17 protein-coding genes are annotated in these 20,177 nt (G+C 26.6%); 16 read left to right on the forward strand and 1 reads right to left on the reverse strand.

Going from position 1 to position 20,177, the window contains the following annotated elements; genetic code table 11:
- Positions 1-146 precede the first annotated feature (146 nt).
- The 11 genes from Q1J78_RS03150 to Q1J78_RS03200 all read left to right on the forward strand — a co-directional run bounded on the left by Q1J78_RS03150 (position 147) and on the right by Q1J78_RS03200 (position 12,869).
- Positions 147-1,604, forward strand: coding sequence for a UDP-N-acetylmuramoyl-L-alanyl-D-glutamate--2,6-diaminopimelate ligase (locus tag Q1J78_RS03150; RefSeq protein WP_300278184.1), 1,458 nt, complete (start codon positions 147-149; stop codon positions 1,602-1,604).
- 128 nt (positions 1,605-1,732) lie between these two features.
- Positions 1,733-2,743 (forward strand): UDP-glucose 4-epimerase GalE, encoded by a 1,011-nt coding sequence (gene galE, locus Q1J78_RS03155; protein WP_300278187.1) that lies wholly within the window; start codon positions 1,733-1,735, stop codon positions 2,741-2,743.
- A 57-nt stretch (positions 2,744-2,800) separates the two neighbouring features.
- Positions 2,801-4,606, forward strand: a complete 1,806-nt coding sequence (locus Q1J78_RS03160) for a cell wall-binding repeat-containing protein (RefSeq protein ID WP_300278190.1) — start codon at positions 2,801-2,803, stop codon at positions 4,604-4,606.
- Between the two features lie 261 nt (positions 4,607-4,867).
- Complete coding sequence (gene brnQ / locus Q1J78_RS03165; protein ID WP_300278193.1) at positions 4,868-6,151, forward strand: branched-chain amino acid transport system II carrier protein; 1,284 nt, start codon at positions 4,868-4,870, stop codon at positions 6,149-6,151.
- 195 nt (positions 6,152-6,346) lie between these two features.
- Entirely contained in the window at positions 6,347-7,480 is a 1,134-nt protein-coding gene (locus Q1J78_RS03170) for a DUF3798 domain-containing protein (protein ID WP_300278196.1), read from the forward strand.
- A gap of 10 nt (positions 7,481-7,490) precedes the next feature.
- Positions 7,491-8,639 (forward strand): DUF3798 domain-containing protein, encoded by a 1,149-nt coding sequence (locus Q1J78_RS03175; protein WP_300278199.1) that lies wholly within the window; start codon positions 7,491-7,493, stop codon positions 8,637-8,639.
- 287 nt (positions 8,640-8,926) lie between these two features.
- Positions 8,927-9,931 carry an aspartate--ammonia ligase gene (gene asnA / locus Q1J78_RS03180; RefSeq protein WP_300278202.1) on the forward strand — a complete coding sequence of 335 codons (1,005 nt, stop codon included), beginning with the start codon at positions 8,927-8,929 and terminating at the stop codon, positions 9,929-9,931.
- Positions 9,932-10,084: 153 nt separating this feature from the next.
- Positions 10,085-11,287, forward strand: coding sequence for a dicarboxylate/amino acid:cation symporter (locus tag Q1J78_RS03185; RefSeq protein ID WP_300278205.1), 1,203 nt, complete (start codon positions 10,085-10,087; stop codon positions 11,285-11,287).
- 92 nt (positions 11,288-11,379) lie between these two features.
- The gene (locus Q1J78_RS03190) at positions 11,380-11,910 is read left to right on the forward strand and encodes a TlpA family protein disulfide reductase (RefSeq protein ID WP_300278208.1); all 531 of its coding nucleotides are present in this window, start codon (positions 11,380-11,382) and stop codon (positions 11,908-11,910) included.
- Positions 11,911-12,051, forward strand: a complete 141-nt coding sequence (locus Q1J78_RS03195) for a CD1871A family CXXC motif-containing protein (RefSeq protein WP_300278212.1) — start codon at positions 11,911-11,913, stop codon at positions 12,049-12,051.
- Positions 12,051-12,869 carry a 4Fe-4S binding protein gene (locus Q1J78_RS03200; protein ID WP_300278215.1) on the forward strand — a complete coding sequence of 273 codons (819 nt, stop codon included), beginning with the start codon at positions 12,051-12,053 and terminating at the stop codon, positions 12,867-12,869. The genes Q1J78_RS03195 and Q1J78_RS03200 overlap by 1 nt, the downstream gene beginning before the upstream one ends.
- 75 nt (positions 12,870-12,944) lie before the next feature.
- Here the strand turns inward: Q1J78_RS03200 and ychF are convergent, their stop codons facing one another.
- Complete coding sequence (gene ychF, locus Q1J78_RS03205; protein ID WP_300278218.1) at positions 12,945-14,042, reverse strand: redox-regulated ATPase YchF; 1,098 nt, start codon at positions 14,040-14,042, stop codon at positions 12,945-12,947.
- Positions 14,043-14,256: 214 nt separating this feature from the next.
- Here ychF and yfmF point away from each other — a divergent pair, with 214 nt between their 5' ends.
- The 5 genes from yfmF (at position 14,257) to Q1J78_RS03230 (ending at position 20,159) form a co-directional block, all read left to right on the forward strand.
- The gene (gene yfmF / locus Q1J78_RS03210) at positions 14,257-15,525 is read left to right on the forward strand and encodes an EF-P 5-aminopentanol modification-associated protein YfmF (RefSeq protein WP_300278221.1); all 1,269 of its coding nucleotides are present in this window, start codon (positions 14,257-14,259) and stop codon (positions 15,523-15,525) included.
- A gap of 10 nt (positions 15,526-15,535) precedes the next feature.
- Positions 15,536-16,831: an EF-P 5-aminopentanol modification-associated protein YfmH gene (gene yfmH, locus Q1J78_RS03215; RefSeq protein WP_300278224.1), complete on the forward strand. Its 1,296-nt coding sequence runs from the start codon at positions 15,536-15,538 to the stop codon at positions 16,829-16,831.
- Positions 16,832-16,844: 13 nt separating this feature from the next.
- Positions 16,845-17,588 (forward strand): prolipoprotein diacylglyceryl transferase, encoded by a 744-nt coding sequence (gene lgt / locus Q1J78_RS03220; RefSeq protein ID WP_300278227.1) that lies wholly within the window; start codon positions 16,845-16,847, stop codon positions 17,586-17,588.
- A gap of 12 nt (positions 17,589-17,600) precedes the next feature.
- A complete protein-coding gene (rsmH, locus tag Q1J78_RS03225) occupies positions 17,601-18,536 on the forward strand; it encodes a 16S rRNA (cytosine(1402)-N(4))-methyltransferase RsmH (protein ID WP_300278230.1) in 936 nt (311 codons plus the stop codon).
- Positions 18,537-18,773: 237 nt separating this feature from the next.
- Entirely contained in the window at positions 18,774-20,159 is a 1,386-nt protein-coding gene (locus Q1J78_RS03230; RefSeq protein ID WP_300278233.1) for a UDP-N-acetylmuramoyl-tripeptide--D-alanyl-D-alanine ligase, read from the forward strand.
- Positions 20,160-20,177: the final 18 nt, after the last annotated feature.

Consider the following 20,177-nt stretch of genomic DNA (forward strand, 5'->3'; position numbering starts at 1 on the left):
GAATAAATTATAAATTATAAATATATTTATTAATTAAAATTAAGTATTTACTACAAATTATAAGTCTAGATAGAACTTATTTTATTGTTATATGGTATAATATATTAAGTATTATTTATAGATATAAAGAAAGAGAAGGTGTTTTAATGAAACTTGATAATATACTAGAAGGAATAGAATTTCTATCAATAGTTGGAAATAAAAATATAGATATAAACGATATTCAATATGATTCAAGAAAAGTTGAAGAAGGAACTATGTTTATATGTATAAAAGGATTTGTATCAGATGGTCATAAATTTATAGATTCTGCATATGAAAAAGGAGCAAGAGTATTTTTAATACAAGATGATGTAGAATTTAAAAAAGATTGTACTTATATAAAGGTTGAAGATAGTAGAAAAACTATGGCTAAAGTTGCTGCAAATTTATGCGAACATCCATCAGATAAGTTTAATGTTATTGGAGTAACTGGAACGAATGGGAAAACTAGTATTACTACATTTATAAATGAAATACTTAGAAATTGTGATAAAAAAGTTGGTCTTATAGGGACTATAAAAATTTTTGATGGTGATAATGAAGTACCATCAAATTCAACAACACCAGAAAGTGTAGATTTACAGAAAATATTTAAAAAAATGTTGAATAATGGATGTGATTGTTGTGCTATGGAAGTTTCATCTCACTCATTAGAACTTAATAGAGTTGATGATACTAATTTTAAAATAGGTATATTTACAAATTTAACTCCAGATCATCTAGATTTTCATAAAACTCTAGAAAACTATAGAAAAGCAAAAGAAAAATTATTCTATAAAACGACAGAAGCAAATATTATAAATATAGATGATGAAGGTGGTAAAAAAATATACGATAGTATAAAAAATTTAGATACTAAATGTCTTACATATGGAATAGAAAATAAAGCTGATTTTATGGCTAAAAATATAAAATCAGATGCATCTGGTGTAGCATATACACTTATAACACCGATGTATGAAGAAGAAATATTTATACCAGTTCCAGGAAAATTTACAGTATACAATACGTTAGCAGTAATAGCTGCCTGCGAAATGCTAGGAATAGATAAAAATGATTATTTAAAATCTCTTAGAAATACAGGAGGTGTTTCAGGTAGATTTGAAACAGTACCAAATAATAAAGGAATAAGTGTAATAGTAGATTATGCACATACTCCTGATGCACTTGAAAATGTTCTTAAAACAGCTAGAGAATTTGTTGAAGGAGAATTGATATCTGTTTTTGGATGTGGAGGAGATAGAGATTCAGAAAAAAGACCTCTTATGGGTAAAATAGGTCAAAATCTTTCAGATAGATGTATAATAACTAGTGATAATCCTAGAACAGAAAATCCTACATTAATAATAGAAGATATTTTAGATGGTCTTGATAAAAATAATAAAAATTATGAAGTAATAGAAGATAGAAAAGAAGCGATAAAAAAAGCTATTAAATCTTCTAAAAAAGGTGATGTCGTATTAATAGCAGGAAAAGGACATGAAAATTATCAAATTATAGGTAAAACAAAACACCATTTTGATGATAAAGAGATAGCAAGAGAAGTTTTAGCATTAATATAATATATATTAACATTATAAAATTTTATTAATGTAAATTTGATGAAATTAATTAATTATGTTATCATTATTTTGTAATGTTTGAATTTTAAATATTTTTTATAAATAAAAATAAGAAAGAGGTAAATAAAATGGCGGTATTAGTAACAGGTGGTGCTGGTTATATTGGTAGTCACACATCAATAGAATTACTAGCAGAAGGATATGATGTTATAATAGCTGATAATTTTTGTAATAGTAACCCTATAGTTATAGATAGAATAAAAGAATTATCAGGAAAAGATGTGATTTGCTATGAAGTAGATGTTAGAGACTTTGAAAAAATGGAAGAAATATTTAAAAATAATAAAATAGATTCTATAATACATTTTGCAGGTCTTAAAGCTGTTGGAGAATCTGTTGAAAAACCAATAGAATATTATAATAATAATTTAATATCTACACTTACAATATTTGATTTAATGAAAAAATATGATGTTAAAAACTTTGTATTTAGTTCATCAGCTACTGTATATGGAGATCCTCATAAATGTCCTATATTAGAAGATTTTCCATTATCAGTAACAAATCCATATGGTAGAACAAAACTAATGATAGAAGAAATGTTAAAAGATATAGCAAAAGTAGATGATACTATGAATATAGCTATACTTAGATATTTTAATCCAGTTGGGGCACACAAAAGTGGTAAAATAGGAGAAGAACCAAATGGAATTCCTAATAACTTAGTACCATATATAACTAAAGTTGCAATAGGGCAATTAAAAGAGGTTAGTGTGTTTGGTGATGATTATCCAACTGTAGATGGTACGGGAGTTAGAGATTATATACATGTTGTAGATTTAGCAAAAGGACATGTAAAAGCAATAGATAAATTAAATGAAAAACCAGGTTTAGTTGTATATAACTTAGGAACTGGTGTTGGATACAGTGTTTTAGAAATGATAAAAATGTTCTCAGAAATAAGTGGAAGAGAAATTCCTTATAAAATAGTTGGAAGAAGAGCAGGAGATATAGCAGAATGTTATGCTGATCCTACAAAAGCAGAAAAAGAATTAGGATGGAAAGCAGAATATGGCTTAAAAGAGATGTGTGAAGACTCTTGGAGATGGCAAGAAAATAATCCGAATGGATATAATTAAAAGCTTATAAATGAAATTATAAGATAAATTAATGAAATTAGTAGGAGGAAATTGGTAATGAAAAAGCTAATTAAAAAGTATTTTGCTATAATTATGTCTGTTTTTATGATTTTTTCGGTTGGCTTCCAAGACAATACAGTTGAAGCAGCTTCAAAACAGTTAATAATAGTTAATACAAAATATAATAAGTTATCATTTTATGAAAATGACAAGTTAGTAAGAAGATTTGATGTAGCATCAGGGAAACCGAGTACACCTACTCCAACAGGAAAAACAAGTGTGGCCAATAAAATAGTTAATAGACCATATTATTCAGGTGGAATCCCAGGAGGACATCCAAATAATCCTCTAGGAAATAGATGGATTGGAATTTTTGGTGGAAGCACTTATGCTATGCATGGAAATAACAAAGAAAGCTCTATAGGAAAACACGTTTCTGGTGGATGTATAAGAATGCATAATGCAGAAATAAGATGGTTATTCCCTAAAGTTAGAATAGGATGTACTGTACTAATAGATTATAGTTCAAAAACTGATGAACAGATAGCTAAAAAATATGGAGTTTCATTTAAGACACCAATAAAAGCTGGCTGGAAAGTAGTTAATGGACAGAAAAAATATCTAAAAGAAAATGGTAAATATGCTACTAATGAATGGTTAACAATATCAGGTAAAAAATATCATTTCAATTCTAATAGTTTTGCAGATAGAGGAATGCAGACAATATCAGGTAAAAAATATTACTTTGATAAAGAATGTGTAATGAAAACTGGTTGGATAACAGATAGTGGATTTAAATACTACTTTGATTCAAATGGATCAGCTCATGTAGGATGGTTAGAATTAAATGGAAAAACATACTATTTTGACCAAACAGGAGCAATGGTAAAAGGAAATCAGACAATAGATGGAACAGAATATTCATTTAATGAAAATGGAGAAGCTGTTTCAAATTGGGAAACAGTAAAAGGAAATAACAGATATTCTACTGCTGCCGAAATAAGTAAAATGAACTATTCAAATGGAGGAACAGTTGTTTTAGTAAATGGAAATGCAATAGTAGATGGAATAGCAGCTACACCACTTGCATCATCAGAAAATGCTTCAATACTATTAGCTGATAAAGATAGATTACCTTCAGAAACAGATAAAAGAATAAGAGAAATAGCACCACAAAAAATAATTATTGTTGGTGGAACAAATGCAGTTAGTACAGCATTAGAAAATAAAATATCTAAAGACTATGCAGTAAAAGTGGAAAGAATATCAGGAAAAGATAGATATGATACTTCATTTGAAATAGCAAAAAAATTAGCTGAAAATGGAGTGGCAATAGAAAAAGTATATGTAGTATCTGGTAAAGGTGAAGCAGATGCACTTTCTGTAGCATCAAAAGCAGGTGAAGAAAAACAACCAATTATACTTACAGATAAAGATTCTATAAATATGGATATGTTCAACTGGTTAAAAGAACAAAATCTTCAAGATGCATATTTTATAGGAGGAGATAGAGTAATATCAAATAATGTTATAAATTCTGTAAATGATATAACAGTAAATGATGTATCAAAAAATAGAATATCTGGAAGTAATAGAGAAGAAACAAATGCAAAAGTTATAGAAGTATTATATAAAGAAGGATATGATACAATATTTGCGGCTAAATCTAATGTTTTAATAGATGCACTTTCAGCAGGTCCTATTGCAGCACAGAGAAATTGTCCTGTAGTTTTAGTTAATTCAAGAGGGCTTGTAGAATCTCAAAAAAGAGTTTTAAGTGGATCTTATGCAGATAGTTTATATCAAATTGGTGGAGGCGTTTCATTTAAAGGAATGAGCCAAATAAATTCTATGATAAAATAGTTATAAAAATATAGAATAATATTTTAAATAGAGTATTTAAAAAGCAGTTTTCTATTTATAGTTATCAATTGACTATATAGGAAACTGCTTTCTTTATTTTAATATATTCTTATTATTTATAAATAAAAATAGTATAAAAAAATATTTCTCAGCCTAATTGTTTATTTTTTAAATATACCCTTTGAAAAATTCATTTAAATCTGATAAAATAACAATATAATAAAACAGAATAGTCAGAAAAATCAAAAAAGGAGGGTTTATATGAAGAAAAAAACAAATGATATACTTATTGTAGGATTTGCTTTGTTTTCAATGTTCTTTGGTGCAGGAAATTTACTTTTCCCACCGTATTTAGGAATGGTATCTGGGAAAAATTGGTTCATATCATTTTTAGGATTTATAATAGCCGATGCAGGATTATCACTTTTAGTTATAGTAGTAGCAGCAAAAAATAAAGGAATATTAGATGAAATTTTAATAAGAGGTGGTAAAAAATTAGCTAGATTTATAGGTTGTGCCTCTATACTGTGTATAGGCCCATTTTTAGCTATACCAAGAACAGCAGCAACAACATTTGAGATGAGTGTTTTACCTTTTGCACCTAATTCTAATACTTTAGTTTCTGTTATTTTTTCAATTATATTCTTTGGAATAACATATGCTCTTACAATAAGGGCAACAAAAGTAATAGATATTATAGGAAAAATTTTAACACCAATACTAATAATATCTTTATTAGCACTTATAGTAAAAGGAATAATAACTCCAATAGGGCCAATAAGTTCAACTAGTATGATAGATAGAAGTTTGTTTAGTGAAGGTATATCTCAAGGATATTTAACTATGGATGCTTTGGGTTCTGCTGCAATGGCAAGTATAATGATAAGTACAATAGTATCAAAAGGATATAATGATCCTAAAGAACAAATATCTATGACAATAAAAGCTGGATTAGTGTCAGGACTTGCTTTAGCTGTAGTATACGGAGGTTTAACGTATTTAGGAGCTACATTATCTACTATGCACGATTTAAATACATCACAGGCACTTTTAGTAGTAGCTGCTACAGAAGGAATATTTGGAGCTCCAGGAAAAATTCTACTAGCTATAATGGTATTATTTGCATGCTTGACAACATCTATAGGACTTACATCGTCAGCAGCTAAGTATTTTTCAGATATATCAAATGGTAGATTATCTTATGAAAAAATAGTTACAGCTATATGTATATTTAGTGCAATTGTATCTAATTTTGGAGTAAGTACAATAATAAAATTTTCGATACCAGTACTTCAAACAATTTATCCTGTTATGATAATACTTGTAGTTTTAACTATATTTACTAAAAAAATAAAAAATGATAACACTTTTAAAGGTGCAGCTTATTTTGTATTTGTATTTAGTATATTATCAGTATTAAATTCTTTAACAGGAGTATTTAAATTTGTGACTTTAGTACCATTAGCTTCATTAGGATTTGGATGGATTATACCAGGAATAGTAGGAGCTATATTGGGAAGTTTTATAAAAACTAGAAAAATATAAAGTATAAAATAAAAGTATGTTTTAGATTATCTAGATATACTTTTATTTTTTTTATACTAAACATTTAATATTGTTTTAAATTAAGTTTTAATGTTTTTTTTCTTGAAATATGATAAACTAAATAGGTATATTATTTATGTATAAAAAATTTAAAATATAATCTATTTTATTATTAGATAGAGAGGGGAAATATAGATGTTAAAAAAGACTATAGTGCGGATAATTTCTTTTTGTATGATAGTTGGAATGGCGGGTTGTTCAAAAAATGATAAAAAAAATACTGCTAATCTTACAGATAGTTATGCTCAAATAATGTTAGTTAGACCTGAATCTGTAAAACTTGAAAAAAACTTCTTGGAAGGAAACTCTAAAGTAAAAGAAGTTATTTTACCTAAAAATTATGATAAAAATATAGAGAAAACTATTGAAGAAATAGCATCATTTGCTGATAATGATAAAGTTAAAAGTATAATTATATGTTCTGATAAAGATGGTTTATTACCAGTTTTTTCAAAAATAAATAAAAAGAATGATTCTATTATGACTGTTGCAGCTGGAATAGAGGAAATGCAGAATAAAGAAAAGAGAAATGAAGTAGAAACAGATGAATTTGTAACAATGGGTTTTAATCCAACAGACACAGATAATAATATTAATGCTATAAGAATGGCAAAAATTATGGGCTCTAAAGTTTTTGTAAATTATTTAGATAGTTTTTCTGAAAATGATATAGAATTACAGAATAAAAATAAAGATATGCAAAGTGAATGTAATAGAAATAATTTAAAATATATAGAAGTAAAAATACCTAATATGAAGAATGAAGATGATTATAAAACTGCTTTAGAATTTATAAAAAAAGATGCAATTGAAAAGAAAAAAACTTATGGCGAAGATGTAAGTTTATATGGAAGTAGAGATATTATGGATAGAGGGTGTATTGAGGCGGCTTTAGAAAATAGATTAATGGTACCTAACATACATTCTATAGATAGCACAAAACTTTATAGTGATATATTGGATATAAATATAAAATCAAGTGAAAGTGATGATTACAAAAAAATAAATGATGAAATTTCTAAAAAGTTAAAATCATTAAATATGGAAGCTAGATTGGCAGGAACAGAGATTCCTGAAAAAACTTTTTGTGTTGAAGTAGCAGTAGATACTATGACAAGACTATTTAGTGAAAAAACAGATGAAGCTATTGTTTTTGGAGAAATGCAAAAAAATATAAAAGAAAAAACAGGAATATTAGCTGAATATAAAAAGGTAAGATATGATAAGAATTTCTTTAAAGTAGTTGAAATGTATCCTATACTATATTAGGGGGTGTAGAATGGTGAAGAAAGTAGTTTCGCTTATTTTATTGTTATCAATAGTATCGTTATCTTTGGTTGGATGTGAAACAAAAGAAGATAAAAGTACAAAAATAGCTATTGTAACTGAAAATAAAAATGAAGATTATAATAATTATATGTCTGCAAATTATATTAAGAATATATACAAACAAAATAATAAAAGCAATATAGTGAATGATGAAATTATACACATGATAATGCCTAATGAATTTGTAAATAATACAAAAGAGTCAGAAAAATTTATCAAAAAAATAATAAACAATAAAGATTTAAATGGAGTTGTATTTGCATCGGATAAAAAAGGAATAGTTGATTATACAAAAAAAATTAAAAAATCTAGAAAAGATATGGTTGTTATAGGAGCAGATTTAAATGCTACAGAAAAAGAATTAGCAAAAAATCTAGATCTTAGTTATATTTCTAATACAAATTTAAATGGGAAAAATACTGTAGAACTTGCAAAAGAAATGGGTGCAGAATCATTTATAATATACTATTCAGAAAAAGATTTAAAAGATAAACCTAATTTTAGAAAAAAAATATCTGAGATAGAGAGTGAATGTAAGGTTCAAGATATTAAATTAGAAAAAATTAAAGTTAAAGATATTAATACTAAAAAAGATGAATATGAAGTTAAAAAATTTATAAGTGAAAATATAAATAATCAAATATATAAATATGGAAAAGAAATAAATTTATTTGGAACAAATAATATTATAGATGATGTTATTTTAAAAAGAGCAATAAAAAGTAAACTTATAGTAGCTGAATCTAGTGATATCTGTATGACTGAAGATTTAAAAGATTTATTTAGAGTAATAAGAAATACAGTATATTTAGGAGATTATAAAAGTTATTCTAGAAGTATAAGTGATAGAAGTTCAAAGTATGAAATGAGAGGTAGATTAGGCGGAATTACAATGCCAAATAAAAGATTTACTGTATATGCAGCTGTTGATACAGCTATAGCTATAGTTGAAAATGATATGGATATAAAAAAAGCATACAAACCGGTATTTTTAGAAAAAAATATAGATGAAAAAGAAGGAATTACAGCTTCTTTTGAAAGTATAAATAAAAAATATCCATCTGTAAAGGTTGTAACAATAGATCAACTTATATATTAAAATAGAATAAATATTGTAATAAAAAGGACTTTTATATTAATGTAAAAGTCCTTTTTTTTATCAAAAAAAATAAAGAAATAAAAAATGAAAAATGAAAAATGATTTTCAAATATATATATCAAAATAAATGAGAAAAAGCAGTTTTACTTTAATTAATAACAAAAAGATATAACAAAAGAATGATTAAAAAATCAGAAAATTAAATGATTTCTTGACAAATGAAAAATTAAAGTTTATTATATTAAAAATCGAAAAATTCAAAAAGAAAGTTTAGAGGAGTATAAGTTATGGCATTAAAATTACCAAAAGATTATAAAGATAAATTAGATATAATGGAAACCCAAATAGCAATAAAAAAATTAAAAGATTACTTTGAATTAAGACTTAGTAGAGAACTTAATTTAAGCAGAGTTTCCTCACCACTTTTTGTTTTACCAGAAACCGGTATGAATGATAACCTAAATGGTGTAGAAAAAGCTGTTAATTTTAATGTGCCATTTTTAGATAAAAATGCAGAGATAGTACAATCTCTTGCAAAATGGAAAAGAATGGCATTAAAAAGATATGGCTTCACGTCAGGTTCTGGATTATATACTGATATGAATGCAATAAGAAAAGATGAAGAATTAGATAATTTACACTCCTTATATGTAGACCAGTGGGACTGGGAATTAGTTATAAATAAAGAAGAAAGAAATATAGAAACACTTAAAGATATAGTAGAAAAACTTTATAGAGTATTTAAAGATACAGAGGTATTTGTATGTTCTCTTTATCCACATATTTCAGAAATTCTTCCCGAAAAAATAACATTTTTTACATCTCAGGAATTATTGGATAAATATCCTGAATTTTCGGCTAAAGAAAGAGAAAATAAAGCGGTAAAGGAATATGGTGCTGTATTTATAATGCAGATTGGAAAGATACTTTCAAATGGAGAAAAGCATGATGGTAGAAGTCCTGATTATGACGATTGGGATTTAAATGGAGATATACTTTTCTATAATCCTATTTTAGATGAAGCTATAGAATTATCATCTATGGGAATAAGAGTTGATGAAGAAAGTTTAGATAGACAGTTAACTTTAGCTGGATGTGATGATAGAAGAGAATTAGACTATCATAGAATGCTTTTAAATGGTGAATTGCCTTATACTATAGGTGGAGGTATCGGACAATCTAGAATATGTATGTACTACTTAGAAAAAGCACATATTGGAGAGGTACAAGTTGGAATTTGGCCTGAAGATATGATTAAAGAATGTGAAAAAGTTGGTATAAAATTATTATAAATGCAAAATACTAGAAAATTTATAGTAAATAGATTATAAATAAATCTTTATAGAAATATAAAAGAGCTACTTTGTTTTTAAAATAAAACAAAATAAGCTCTTTTTTATTATAGAAAATATTTAAAATTAAGTAATTTAAAAGGAGGAAGAGATATGAAAAAAGAAAAGAAAGTCAAAAAAATTGGTTTAGTCCCGAAATTAATTATAGGGATTGTAGTAGGTATTATAATAGGAACATATTTCCCATCAAAATTTGTTGAAATTTTAGTAACAATTAGCAATGTATTTTCTGCATTTTTATCATTTGTGATACCTTTTATAATTATAGGATTTGTAACAGCAGGAATAGCTGATTTAGCAACTGGAGCTGGGAAATTACTTGGAATAACAACAGCAATAGCATATGGTTCAACTTTAGTAGCAGGTTCAATAGCATTTATAATAGCATCAACATTATTTCCAAGATTTATAACATCTTCAGTAATAGATAAAATAGGAGATCCAAGTGCAGGACAATTATCTCCAATATTTTCAATACCTTTAGAGCCTATGGTAGATGTGACAGCAGCAATCGTATTTGCATTTATGATGGGACTTGGAATATCAGCATTAAGAAATAAAGGAAAGGGAGAGGTACTTTATAAATTCTTTAATGAATTTCAAGAGATAGTAAAGGCAACTCTTTCAACAATAATAATTCCATTATTACCAATATACATAGCAGGAACATTTTCTAATATAGCTTATGCTGGACAAGTTTGGAATATATTGAGTGTTTTCTGGAAAGTATTTGTAACAGTAATTCCATTACATTTAATATACTTACTAGTACAATTTGGAGTTGCAGGTAGTATAGGAAAGAAAAATCCATTTACAATGTTAAAAAATCAAATACCAGGATATCTAACAGCAATAGGAACACAATCTTCAGCAGCAACTATACCAGTAAATGTAGAATGTGCTGAAAAAAATGGAGTTTCAAAACAAATAAGAGAATTTGTAGTTCCATTATGTGCAACAATACATTTATCAGGCTCTATGATTTCTATAACTTGCTTTACAACAGCAGTATTAATGATGAATAATATGCCACACGGGATAAATGTATTATTCCCTTACATAGCAATGTTAGGAGTTGCTATGGTAGCTGCACCAGGAGCACCTGGAGGAGCTATAATGTCAGCTTTACCATTTCTTCCTATGGTAGGAATACCTTCTGAAGGAGGGCTTGCATCACTAATGATAGCACTTTATTTAACTCAAGATAGTTTTGGAACTGCTTGTAATGTATCAGGTGATAATGCAATAGCAGTTATAGTTGATAGAATAAATAGTATAATGTTCAAAGAGAAATAATTATGAAATAGAGAATTGATTTATTTATAAAAAGTATCTTTTATGGTAATATATCATAAAAGGTACTTTTTTATTTTGAAAGGATGGTGTGTATGAAAAAGAAAAATTTATTTATTGTATTTGTAGTAACAATTATTAGCAGTATTTTGCTTGTAGGATGTGGACAAAACACTTCTGAAGTGAAAATTTTACAAAAAGGTGATGAAGCACCTAATTTTACAGCAGAATTAAATAATGGAAAAACATTTGAATTAGCAAACAATAAAGGTAAGAAAATAACAATTTTAAATTTTTGGGCAACTTGGTGTGGACCTTGCGTAGAAGAATTGCCAGCTATGGAGAAATTACAAAAAGATTATGGTGATAAAATAGAAGTTATGGCTATAAATAGTGGTGATAGCAAAGATTTAATAGGAAAATTTCTAAAAGCAAATAAATATACATTACCTATAGCATATGATGAAAACTTAGATATATCTAGAAAATATCCAACTGACGGTATTCCATATACATTAATAATTGATAAAGATGGAAAAGTATATGAAGTATATACTGGATCTAGTGGAGCAGAAGCTCAATATATGTTGATTTCTGAGAAGATAGAGGAGATTTTAAATAAATAGATGAAATTAAAAATAATTTTAAGAAAGACAATAATTTTAGTGGCAATTTTATTTATAATTATTGGAATACATAATGGAGATATTAGAGATATAGTTAATAAAGCCACAAGAATTTGTTATGAATGTATAGGTATAGGATAATGAAAAATTGGATAAAAGATAAAAAAAGAAAATTGATACAGCTTTTGTGTGCTATTTTGTATAATTGTAATATATCAGGATTTGCAAAAGGCAATATATATAAAGGAGAAATAAAAAGTGTGTGTGTACCTGGGCTTAATTGCTACTCTTGTCCTGGAGCAATAGCTTCCTGTCCAATTGGAAGTTTACAAACAGCTTTAGTATCTGCAAGATATAAATTTCCTTACTATATAATAGGATTAATGTTATTGTTTGGGATTTTACTTGGGAGAGTAATTTGTGGTTTTTTATGTCCTTTTGGATTAATACAAGAATTACTTTATAAAATTCCTTCTAAAAAAATAAAAAAAGGAAATTGGAGTAAAAAATTATCATCAATAAAATATATTGTATTAATTGTATTTGTAATTTTAATACCTATTTTTATGGCTGCACCTGGTTTTTGTAAATATATATGTCCAGCCGGTACAGCAGAAGCAGGTATAATTTTAGTTTCAAAAAATGATAGTCTTAAAGCTCTGATAGGATTTTTATTTAATTGGAAAATTGTTTTGATGATGAGTATATTAGTATCATCTGTATTTATATTCAGGATATTTTGTAGATTTATTTGTCCATTAGGAGCTTTTTATGCTTTATTTAATAGAATATCAGTATTTGGATTTGAAATAGATAGTAAAAAATGCAATGGTTGTAATGCATGTACAATAACTTGTAAATTAGATGTAAAAAATGTTGGAGATATGGAATGCATACAGTGTGGAGATTGTATGAAAAAATGCAGTCAAAATGCAATACAATTTAAAAGAAAAAAATAAATTTGATATATTAATTAATAGTATTAAGATAAAAAAATAAAACCAAGTAAACTTGGTTTTATTTTTTTATTTATTTTAAACATTGAATTTAAATAATATAACATCTCCATCTTTTACTATATATTCTTTACCTTCAAGTCTAACAGCACCTTTTTCTTTAGCTGCAGTCATATTTCCATACTGTATAAGGTCTTCATAAGCTATAGTTTCAGCTTTTATAAATCCTCTTTCTATATCAGAGTGTATTTTTCCACCAGCTTGTGGAGCTTTTGTTCCATTTTTTATAGTCCAAGCTCTAACTTCCATTTCACCAGCAGTAAGGAAAGAGATTAATCCTAAAAGATGATAAGAAGCTCTTATAAGTTTATCAAGACCAGATTGTTCAAGACCTAAAGTTTGAAGGAATTCCATTTTTTCTTCGTCTGTTTCAAGTTCAGATATTTCAGCTTCTATTTGAGCACATACAACAACAGTGTCAGAACCTTCTGTATCAGCAAATTCTCTAACTTTTGCAACCATAGGATTATTAGCACCATCGTCTGCTAAATCATCTTCACATACATTAGAAACATATATGACAGGTTTAGAAGTTAAAAGATTTAAAGATTTTACAAAAGCTTCTGTATCATCATCAAATTCCATTGTTCTTATGCACTTATTATCTTCAAGAGTAGCCATTAAACTCTCAAGTATATCAATTTCTCCTTGAAGAGTTTTATCAGCTTTAAGAGCTTTTCTAGTTTTAACTAATCTTCTTTCAAGAACTTCTATATCAGAGAATATAAGTTCTAAGTTTATAGTTTCAATATCTCTTAAAGGATCTACAGAACCATCAACATGAACAACATTAGGATCTTCAAAGCATCTAACAACATGAACTATGGCATCAACTTCTCTTATATTAGATAAGAATTTATTACCAAGTCCTTCACCTTTAGAAGCACCTTTAACAAGACCAGCTATATCGCAAAACTCTATAGCAGTTTGAACTATTTTTTTAGAATTATAAAGTTCTTTAAGTTTATTTAATCTTACATCTGGTACAGAAACAACACCTATATTAGGGTCTATTGTACAGAATGGATAATTTGCTGACTCAGCTCCAGCTTGAGTTATAGCATTAAATAGAGTACTTTTACCAACATTTGGTAAACCAACTATACCTAATTTCATAATTTAATCGTCCTCTCTCTTTTTATTTTTAATAAATTTATAAAATTTATGCAAACTTATATAATTTATCTATTGACATATAGATTCATTATACAACAGAATAAGTATTTCTGTAAAATATATTTTGTACAAATGCGAATATTTTATGTATATCTTTATCGTTAAAAAGGTTATAATTAAATGTAATAGAAAAATTCAAAATAGGAGGAATAGAATGGAATCTATAATAAAAAAAGAAATAGCTAAGGGTATGGGGCTTACTCTTATAAAAACTGAAAAATTTAAATCAAATCTGATTAGTATAAATATACAGAGAATGCTGGAAAAAGAAGAGGCAGCAAAAAATTCGTTATTACCTCAAGTTCTTTTAAGTGGGTGTGAAAGATACCCTTCTATGAGAGAACTTTCTGATAGATTGGATGATCTTTATGGGGCATCTATAATGGGAGATACATCAAAAAGAGGAGAAAAACAAATAATATCTTTTAAAATATTAAATACTAATGATAAATATATAGATGAAAAAATATTTGCAGATATTATAGAATTAATGAATAATATAATAACAAAACCTCTTATAGTAGATGGTGGATTCAAAAAAGAATATTTGGATATAGAAAAAGAAAATTTAAAAAATAAAGTGTTATCTATAATAAATGATAAAAAATCATACGCACACAAAAGATGTATCGAAATAATGTGTGAAGACGAAAAATATAGTATTCCTTCATCTGGGAATATAGATGAAATAGAATCAATAACTACAGAAGATTTATATGAGCATTATAAAAAGATAATAAGAGATTCTAGAATTGATATAATAGTTGAAGGTGATTTTGATTGTGAAGAAATAGAAAATATTATAAAAAATCATTTTTCTATAGAACGTGGGCAAATACAAGAATTAACAAGAGAAGATTTTTCTAAAAATGTAAGTAGTGTAAAAAAAGTGGATGAATCTATGGATATTACACAAGGAAAATTAGTTATGGGTTACAGAGCAAATGTGGATTATAAAGATGCAAAAAAATACTATGCATTAGTTACAGGATGTAGTGTTTTAGGTGGAGGAGCACACTCTAAATTGTTTAATAATGTAAGGGAAAAAGAAAGCTTATGTTATTATATATTTGCAACTGTAGATAAATATAAATCTATAATGTTAATTTCTTCAGGAATAGAAATAGAAAATAGAGATAAGACAGAAAAACTTATAAATGAAAATTTAAAATCAGTTATGAATGGAGATATAACAGAAGAGGAATTATTAAATACTAAAAAATCTCTTATAAATGGGTTTAAATCTTCTTGTGATGGAATAGGTGGAATGTCTGAATTTGTATTTTCTCAAGAATTAGGAAATACAGATTATAAAATAGAAGAAATAATAGAATATGTTGAAAATGTTACTATTGAAGATATAGTAGAAGCTATGAGAGATATACAGGAAGATACAGTGTACTTCCTTACAAATGAAAAATAAGGAGAAAAAAATGGAAAAAATAGTAAATAATATTATAAAAGAAGAATTATATTTTGAAACATTGGAAAATGGATTAAAAGTATATTTTATGCCTAAAAAAGGATTTATAAAAAAATATGCTGTATTAGCTACAGATTTTGGTTCTAATGATTTAGAATTTATTCCAAAAGGAGAAAATGAAAGGATAAAAGTAAATGAAGGGATTGCACATTTTTTAGAACATAAAATGTTTGAACAACCAGATGGAAAAAATGCATTCGATTTATTTTCTAAATATGGAGCAAATGCAAATGCATTTACAAATTTCAATATGACAGCATATCTATTTTCAGCAACAGAAAATTTTAATGAATGTTTAACACATCTTATAGATTATGTACAAACGCCATATTATACAGATGAAAATGTAGAAAAAGAAAAGGGAATAATAGCTCAAGAGATAAAAATGTATGATGATGATGCTAATTGGCAAGTATACTTTAATGCCTTAAAAGCAATGTATCAAAAACATAATGTCAAAATAGATATAGCAGGAGATGTAGAAAGCATATATAAAATAACACCAGAAGAACTTTATAAATGCTACAATACTTTCTATAATCCATCGAATATGATTTTATTTATTATAGGGGATTTGGATCAAAAAGAAGTTTTTGAAACAGTAAAAAAAGCTAACCACACTGAAATAGAAAAAATAGAAGGTAAAATAACTAGATTTTCAGAAAAAGAACCAAAAGAGATAGCGTGTAAAGAGATAGTAGAAAAGTATCAAGTTTCAATGCCTATGTTTAATATAGGATATAAAGATGAAGATATAAATTTAAGAGGTAAAGAACTTTTAAGAAAAGAAGTTGTTAGTGATATACTTTGTGATATGATTTTTAAAACAGGAAGTGAATTAAATGACTATCTTTATATGAATGGGCTTGTAAATGATAGTTTTTATGGAGGATTTTATTCAGAAGTTGAATATGCATTTACTCTTATATCTGGTGAGGGCAAAGATCCGTATAAAGTAAAAGATATTATAAGTGAATATATTGAAAAATATAAAAAAGAAGGCTTATCTAAAGAAAGTTTTGAAAGAGCAAAAAAGAAAAAAATTGGTGAATTTATAAAATATATGGATTCAATGGAGTTTATAGCGAATAATTTTGTATCTTATGCATTTAAAGATATCAATATTTTAGATTATTTAGAAGTTTTAAAAGATGTTAAATTTGAAGATGTTGAAGAGAGATTAAATAAACACTTTAAAGAAGAAAATTGTGTGATTTCTATAATAGAGCCGATAGAATCTATGTAAATAGGGGGGAAAAATGGATAGAGTAGCATTTAATATTTTGGGAATAGATGTAATGTGGTATGGAATATTAATAGCACTAGGAATGCTTTTTGGAATATATTTAGCATTAAAAGAAGCTAAAAGAGTTGGAATATCAGAAGATGATGTTTTAAATATTGCTATAATTGCTATTCCAATAGCTATTATATGTGCGAGATTATACTATGTAGTGTTCAGTTGGGATTATTACTCTCAAAATTTAAGAGAAATATTTAATATTAGAGGTGGAGGACTTGCAATACATGGTGGTCTCATAGGTGGTATACTTACAGGATATATATATACAAAAGCAAAAAAAATGAATTTCCTAAAAACAGCAGATGCAGTTATTATAGGTATGCCTCTAGCACAAGCAATAGGAAGATGGGGGAATTTTATAAATAAAGAGGCACATGGTGGACCAACAACTCTTCCTTGGGGAATAATGGTGGATGGTATTAAAGTACATCCAACATTTTTATATGAATCTATTTGGGATTTTATGATATTTTTATTTATAATACTTTATATGAGAAAGAAAAAAACATATGAAGGAGAAGTTATAATATCTTATATAATTTTATATTCTATAGGTAGATTCTTTATTGAAGGACTTAGAACAGATAGTTTAATGATAGGACCTTTAAGAATGGCACAAATTATAAGTTTGGTTGGTATTATAATTGGTATATTCGCACATTTATATTTAAAAAAAAGAAATAAAAATAAATTAATTTAAAAGGAGGTAAGTATGGAATTTAATCATGTATCAGTACTTCTTAATGAATGTATAGATAATCTCAATATAAAACCGGATGGAGTTTATGTAGATTGTACTATGGGAGGTGCAGGACATTCAAAAGAGATAGTAAAAAAACTTTCAAAGGATGGTTTGTTTATAGGATTCGACCAAGATAAAAATGCTATAGCAACGGCAAAAGAAAGATTAGCAGAATATAGTGACAGAGTGAAGTTTGTACATAGTAATTTTGAAAATATAAAAGAAGAATTAGAAAAAATAGGGGTCTATAAAATAGATGGAGTTCTTGCTGATTTAGGAGTTTCCTCTCATCAGTTAGATGAAGCAGATAGAGGTTTTTCTTATATGCAAGATGCACCTCTTGATATGAGAATGGATATAAGAAAAGATTTTTCTGCATATAATGTTGTAAATGAATATACAGAAGATGAACTTGCAGAAATAATAAAAAAATATGGAGAGGATAATTGGGCAAAAAGAATAGCTAAATTTATAGTTGAAGCTAGAGAAGAAAATCCTATAAAAACAACAGGTGAGTTAGTGGATATAATAAAAAAAGCAATTCCTAAAAAAGCTAGAATAGATGGACCTCATCCAGCAAAAAGAACTTTTCAAGCAATAAGAATAGAAGTAAATAATGAATTAGGCGTAATAACAAAAATGATAAAAGATGCCTGCTCTATAATGAATACTGGAGGTAGAATATGTATAATAACATTTCACTCATTAGAAGATAGAATTGTTAAAAATGAATTTAAATATCTTTCTCTTGATTGTATTTGTCCTCCAGAAATACCTTTCTGTCAATGTGACAAAGTTTCTGAAGTGAAGGTAATAACAAGAAAACCTATATTACCTAGCAAAGAAGAAATAGAAGAAAATCCAAGATCAAGAAGTGCAAAATTAAGAGTTGCGGAAAAGAAATAATTATATATTTTTATAAATATATTGAAATTGAAAAGAAAAATATGTAACAGATTAATTACAGCTAGTTATAAAACACTTCAAAAATAAGTGAATATGGTATATAATAATAAATGCTAAAAATTATAAGGCAATGTGTGGTTATCTATACATTGCCTTTATTGATAGAAAAAATTTTGATTATATTAAAAATATATAAATAAAAGATTATATTAAAAAGTTGAGTTAGGGGGAAATAAGATGGAGATGCTGACAGTAAAAGAGATTGTCGAATCATCTAATGGTAAATTAAAAAATGGAGATAATAATGTTTTTGTAAAAAATATCGTTATAGATAGTAGACTTGCAAAAGAAAATACAGCATTTGTAGCTATTGTTGGAGAAAATAATGATGCACATAAATATATTGAATCTGCATATAATTTAGGATGTAGAGTATTTATTGTAAATGAAGGAAGAAACATTGATACAAAATCAGATATGAATATAATTGAAGTGAAAGATACTTCAAAAACTCTTGGTGATATTGCTAGTTATTATAAAAATAAATTTAATATACCATTTGTTGGTATAACTGGAAGTGTAGGAAAAACAACTACTAGAGATATGGTATATGCAGCACTTTCATCAGAAAAAATAACATTAAAGAATGAAAAAAATTTCAATAATCATTTTGGAGTACCTTTGACTTTATTTAATTTAAATAGTGATTATGAGTGTGCAGTTATAGAAATGGGCATGTCTGGATTTGGCGAAATAGAATATCTTGCTAATATGGTTAAACCGAAAATAGCTGTTATATCAAATATAGGTCTTTCTCATGTAGAAAATCTAGGTTCACAAGAAGGAATATTTAAGGCTAAAATGGAAATTGCTACATACTTTGATAAAAAAAATACCCTAATTGTGAATGGAGATGACAAATTTTTATCCACATTAAAAGATGAAAATAAAGATTATAAATTAGTTACATTTGGATTTAATGAAAATAATGATATATATTGTAAAGATTACAATATGACAGAAGATAATATAGAATTTAAATGTTTCATAAATGGAGCTATTCATGAAATTACAATACCTACAGTAGGTAAACATAATATATATAATGCTATGGCAGCAATAGCAGTTGGTATAGAATTAGGGATATCTATAGAAAATATAAAAATAGGGCTTTCTAATTTTGAAGCCACAGGAATGAGACAGGATATAAGAAAAATAGGAGAAAATATTGTTATAAATGATGTATATAATGCAAGCCCAGATTCAATGGAAGCTTCTTTAAGTATATTAGGAAGATATAAAGAAAGAAAAATAGCTGTTCTTGGTGATATGCTAGAAATGGGAAAATTATCAGAATATGGTCATAGAAGAGTAGGAAAAGCATGTATAAAAAATACAGATTTTATAATAACTGTAGGAGAAAATTCTAACTTTATAAATAAAGAAGCTGAAGAAAATGGATTTAATAAAGAAAAATCAATGCATTTTGAAACATTAGAAGAAGCAAAATCATACCTAGATAAATTAATAAAAGATAAGGATATTATATTATTTAAAGCATCAAGAGGTATGAAATTTGAAAAATTTGTAGAGCATTTAGAAGAAAAATCTAAAAATAATTAATAGAATAGAACTTATTTT

The sequence above is a fragment of the Peptacetobacter sp. genome (genome assembly GCF_029264495.1).
Lineage (GTDB): Bacteria > Bacillota > Clostridia > Peptostreptococcales > Peptostreptococcaceae > Peptacetobacter.

What these genes read in the sequence shown, in the direction of transcription:
- yfmH (WP_300278224.1), top strand. Translation starts at nt 15,536, where the DNA reads ATGGAAAAAATAGTAAATAATATTATAAAAGAAGAATTATATTTTGAA.
- Q1J78_RS03185 (WP_300278205.1), top strand. Translation starts at nt 10,085, where the DNA reads ATGAAAAAAGAAAAGAAAGTCAAAAAAATTGGTTTAGTCCCGAAATTA.
- Q1J78_RS03160 (WP_300278190.1), top strand. Translation starts at nt 2,801, where the DNA reads ATGAAAAAGCTAATTAAAAAGTATTTTGCTATAATTATGTCTGTTTTT.
- asnA (WP_300278202.1), top strand. Translation starts at nt 8,927, where the DNA reads ATGGCATTAAAATTACCAAAAGATTATAAAGATAAATTAGATATAATG.
- lgt (WP_300278227.1), top strand. Translation starts at nt 16,845, where the DNA reads ATGGATAGAGTAGCATTTAATATTTTGGGAATAGATGTAATGTGGTAT.
- Q1J78_RS03170 (WP_300278196.1), top strand. Translation starts at nt 6,347, where the DNA reads ATGTTAAAAAAGACTATAGTGCGGATAATTTCTTTTTGTATGATAGTT.
- yfmF (WP_300278221.1), top strand. Translation starts at nt 14,257, where the DNA reads ATGGAATCTATAATAAAAAAAGAAATAGCTAAGGGTATGGGGCTTACT.
- Q1J78_RS03195 (WP_300278212.1), top strand. Translation starts at nt 11,911, where the DNA reads ATGAAATTAAAAATAATTTTAAGAAAGACAATAATTTTAGTGGCAATT.
- Q1J78_RS03175 (WP_300278199.1), top strand. Translation starts at nt 7,491, where the DNA reads ATGGTGAAGAAAGTAGTTTCGCTTATTTTATTGTTATCAATAGTATCG.
- Q1J78_RS03150 (WP_300278184.1), top strand. Translation starts at nt 147, where the DNA reads ATGAAACTTGATAATATACTAGAAGGAATAGAATTTCTATCAATAGTT.
- rsmH (WP_300278230.1), top strand. Translation starts at nt 17,601, where the DNA reads ATGGAATTTAATCATGTATCAGTACTTCTTAATGAATGTATAGATAAT.
- galE (WP_300278187.1), top strand. Translation starts at nt 1,733, where the DNA reads ATGGCGGTATTAGTAACAGGTGGTGCTGGTTATATTGGTAGTCACACA.
- ychF (WP_300278218.1), bottom strand. Translation starts at nt 14,042, where the DNA reads ATGAAATTAGGTATAGTTGGTTTACCAAATGTTGGTAAAAGTACTCTA.
- Q1J78_RS03230 (WP_300278233.1), top strand. Translation starts at nt 18,774, where the DNA reads ATGGAGATGCTGACAGTAAAAGAGATTGTCGAATCATCTAATGGTAAA.
- Q1J78_RS03190 (WP_300278208.1), top strand. Translation starts at nt 11,380, where the DNA reads ATGAAAAAGAAAAATTTATTTATTGTATTTGTAGTAACAATTATTAGC.
- brnQ (WP_300278193.1), top strand. Translation starts at nt 4,868, where the DNA reads ATGAAGAAAAAAACAAATGATATACTTATTGTAGGATTTGCTTTGTTT.
- Q1J78_RS03200 (WP_300278215.1), top strand. Translation starts at nt 12,051, where the DNA reads ATGAAAAATTGGATAAAAGATAAAAAAAGAAAATTGATACAGCTTTTG.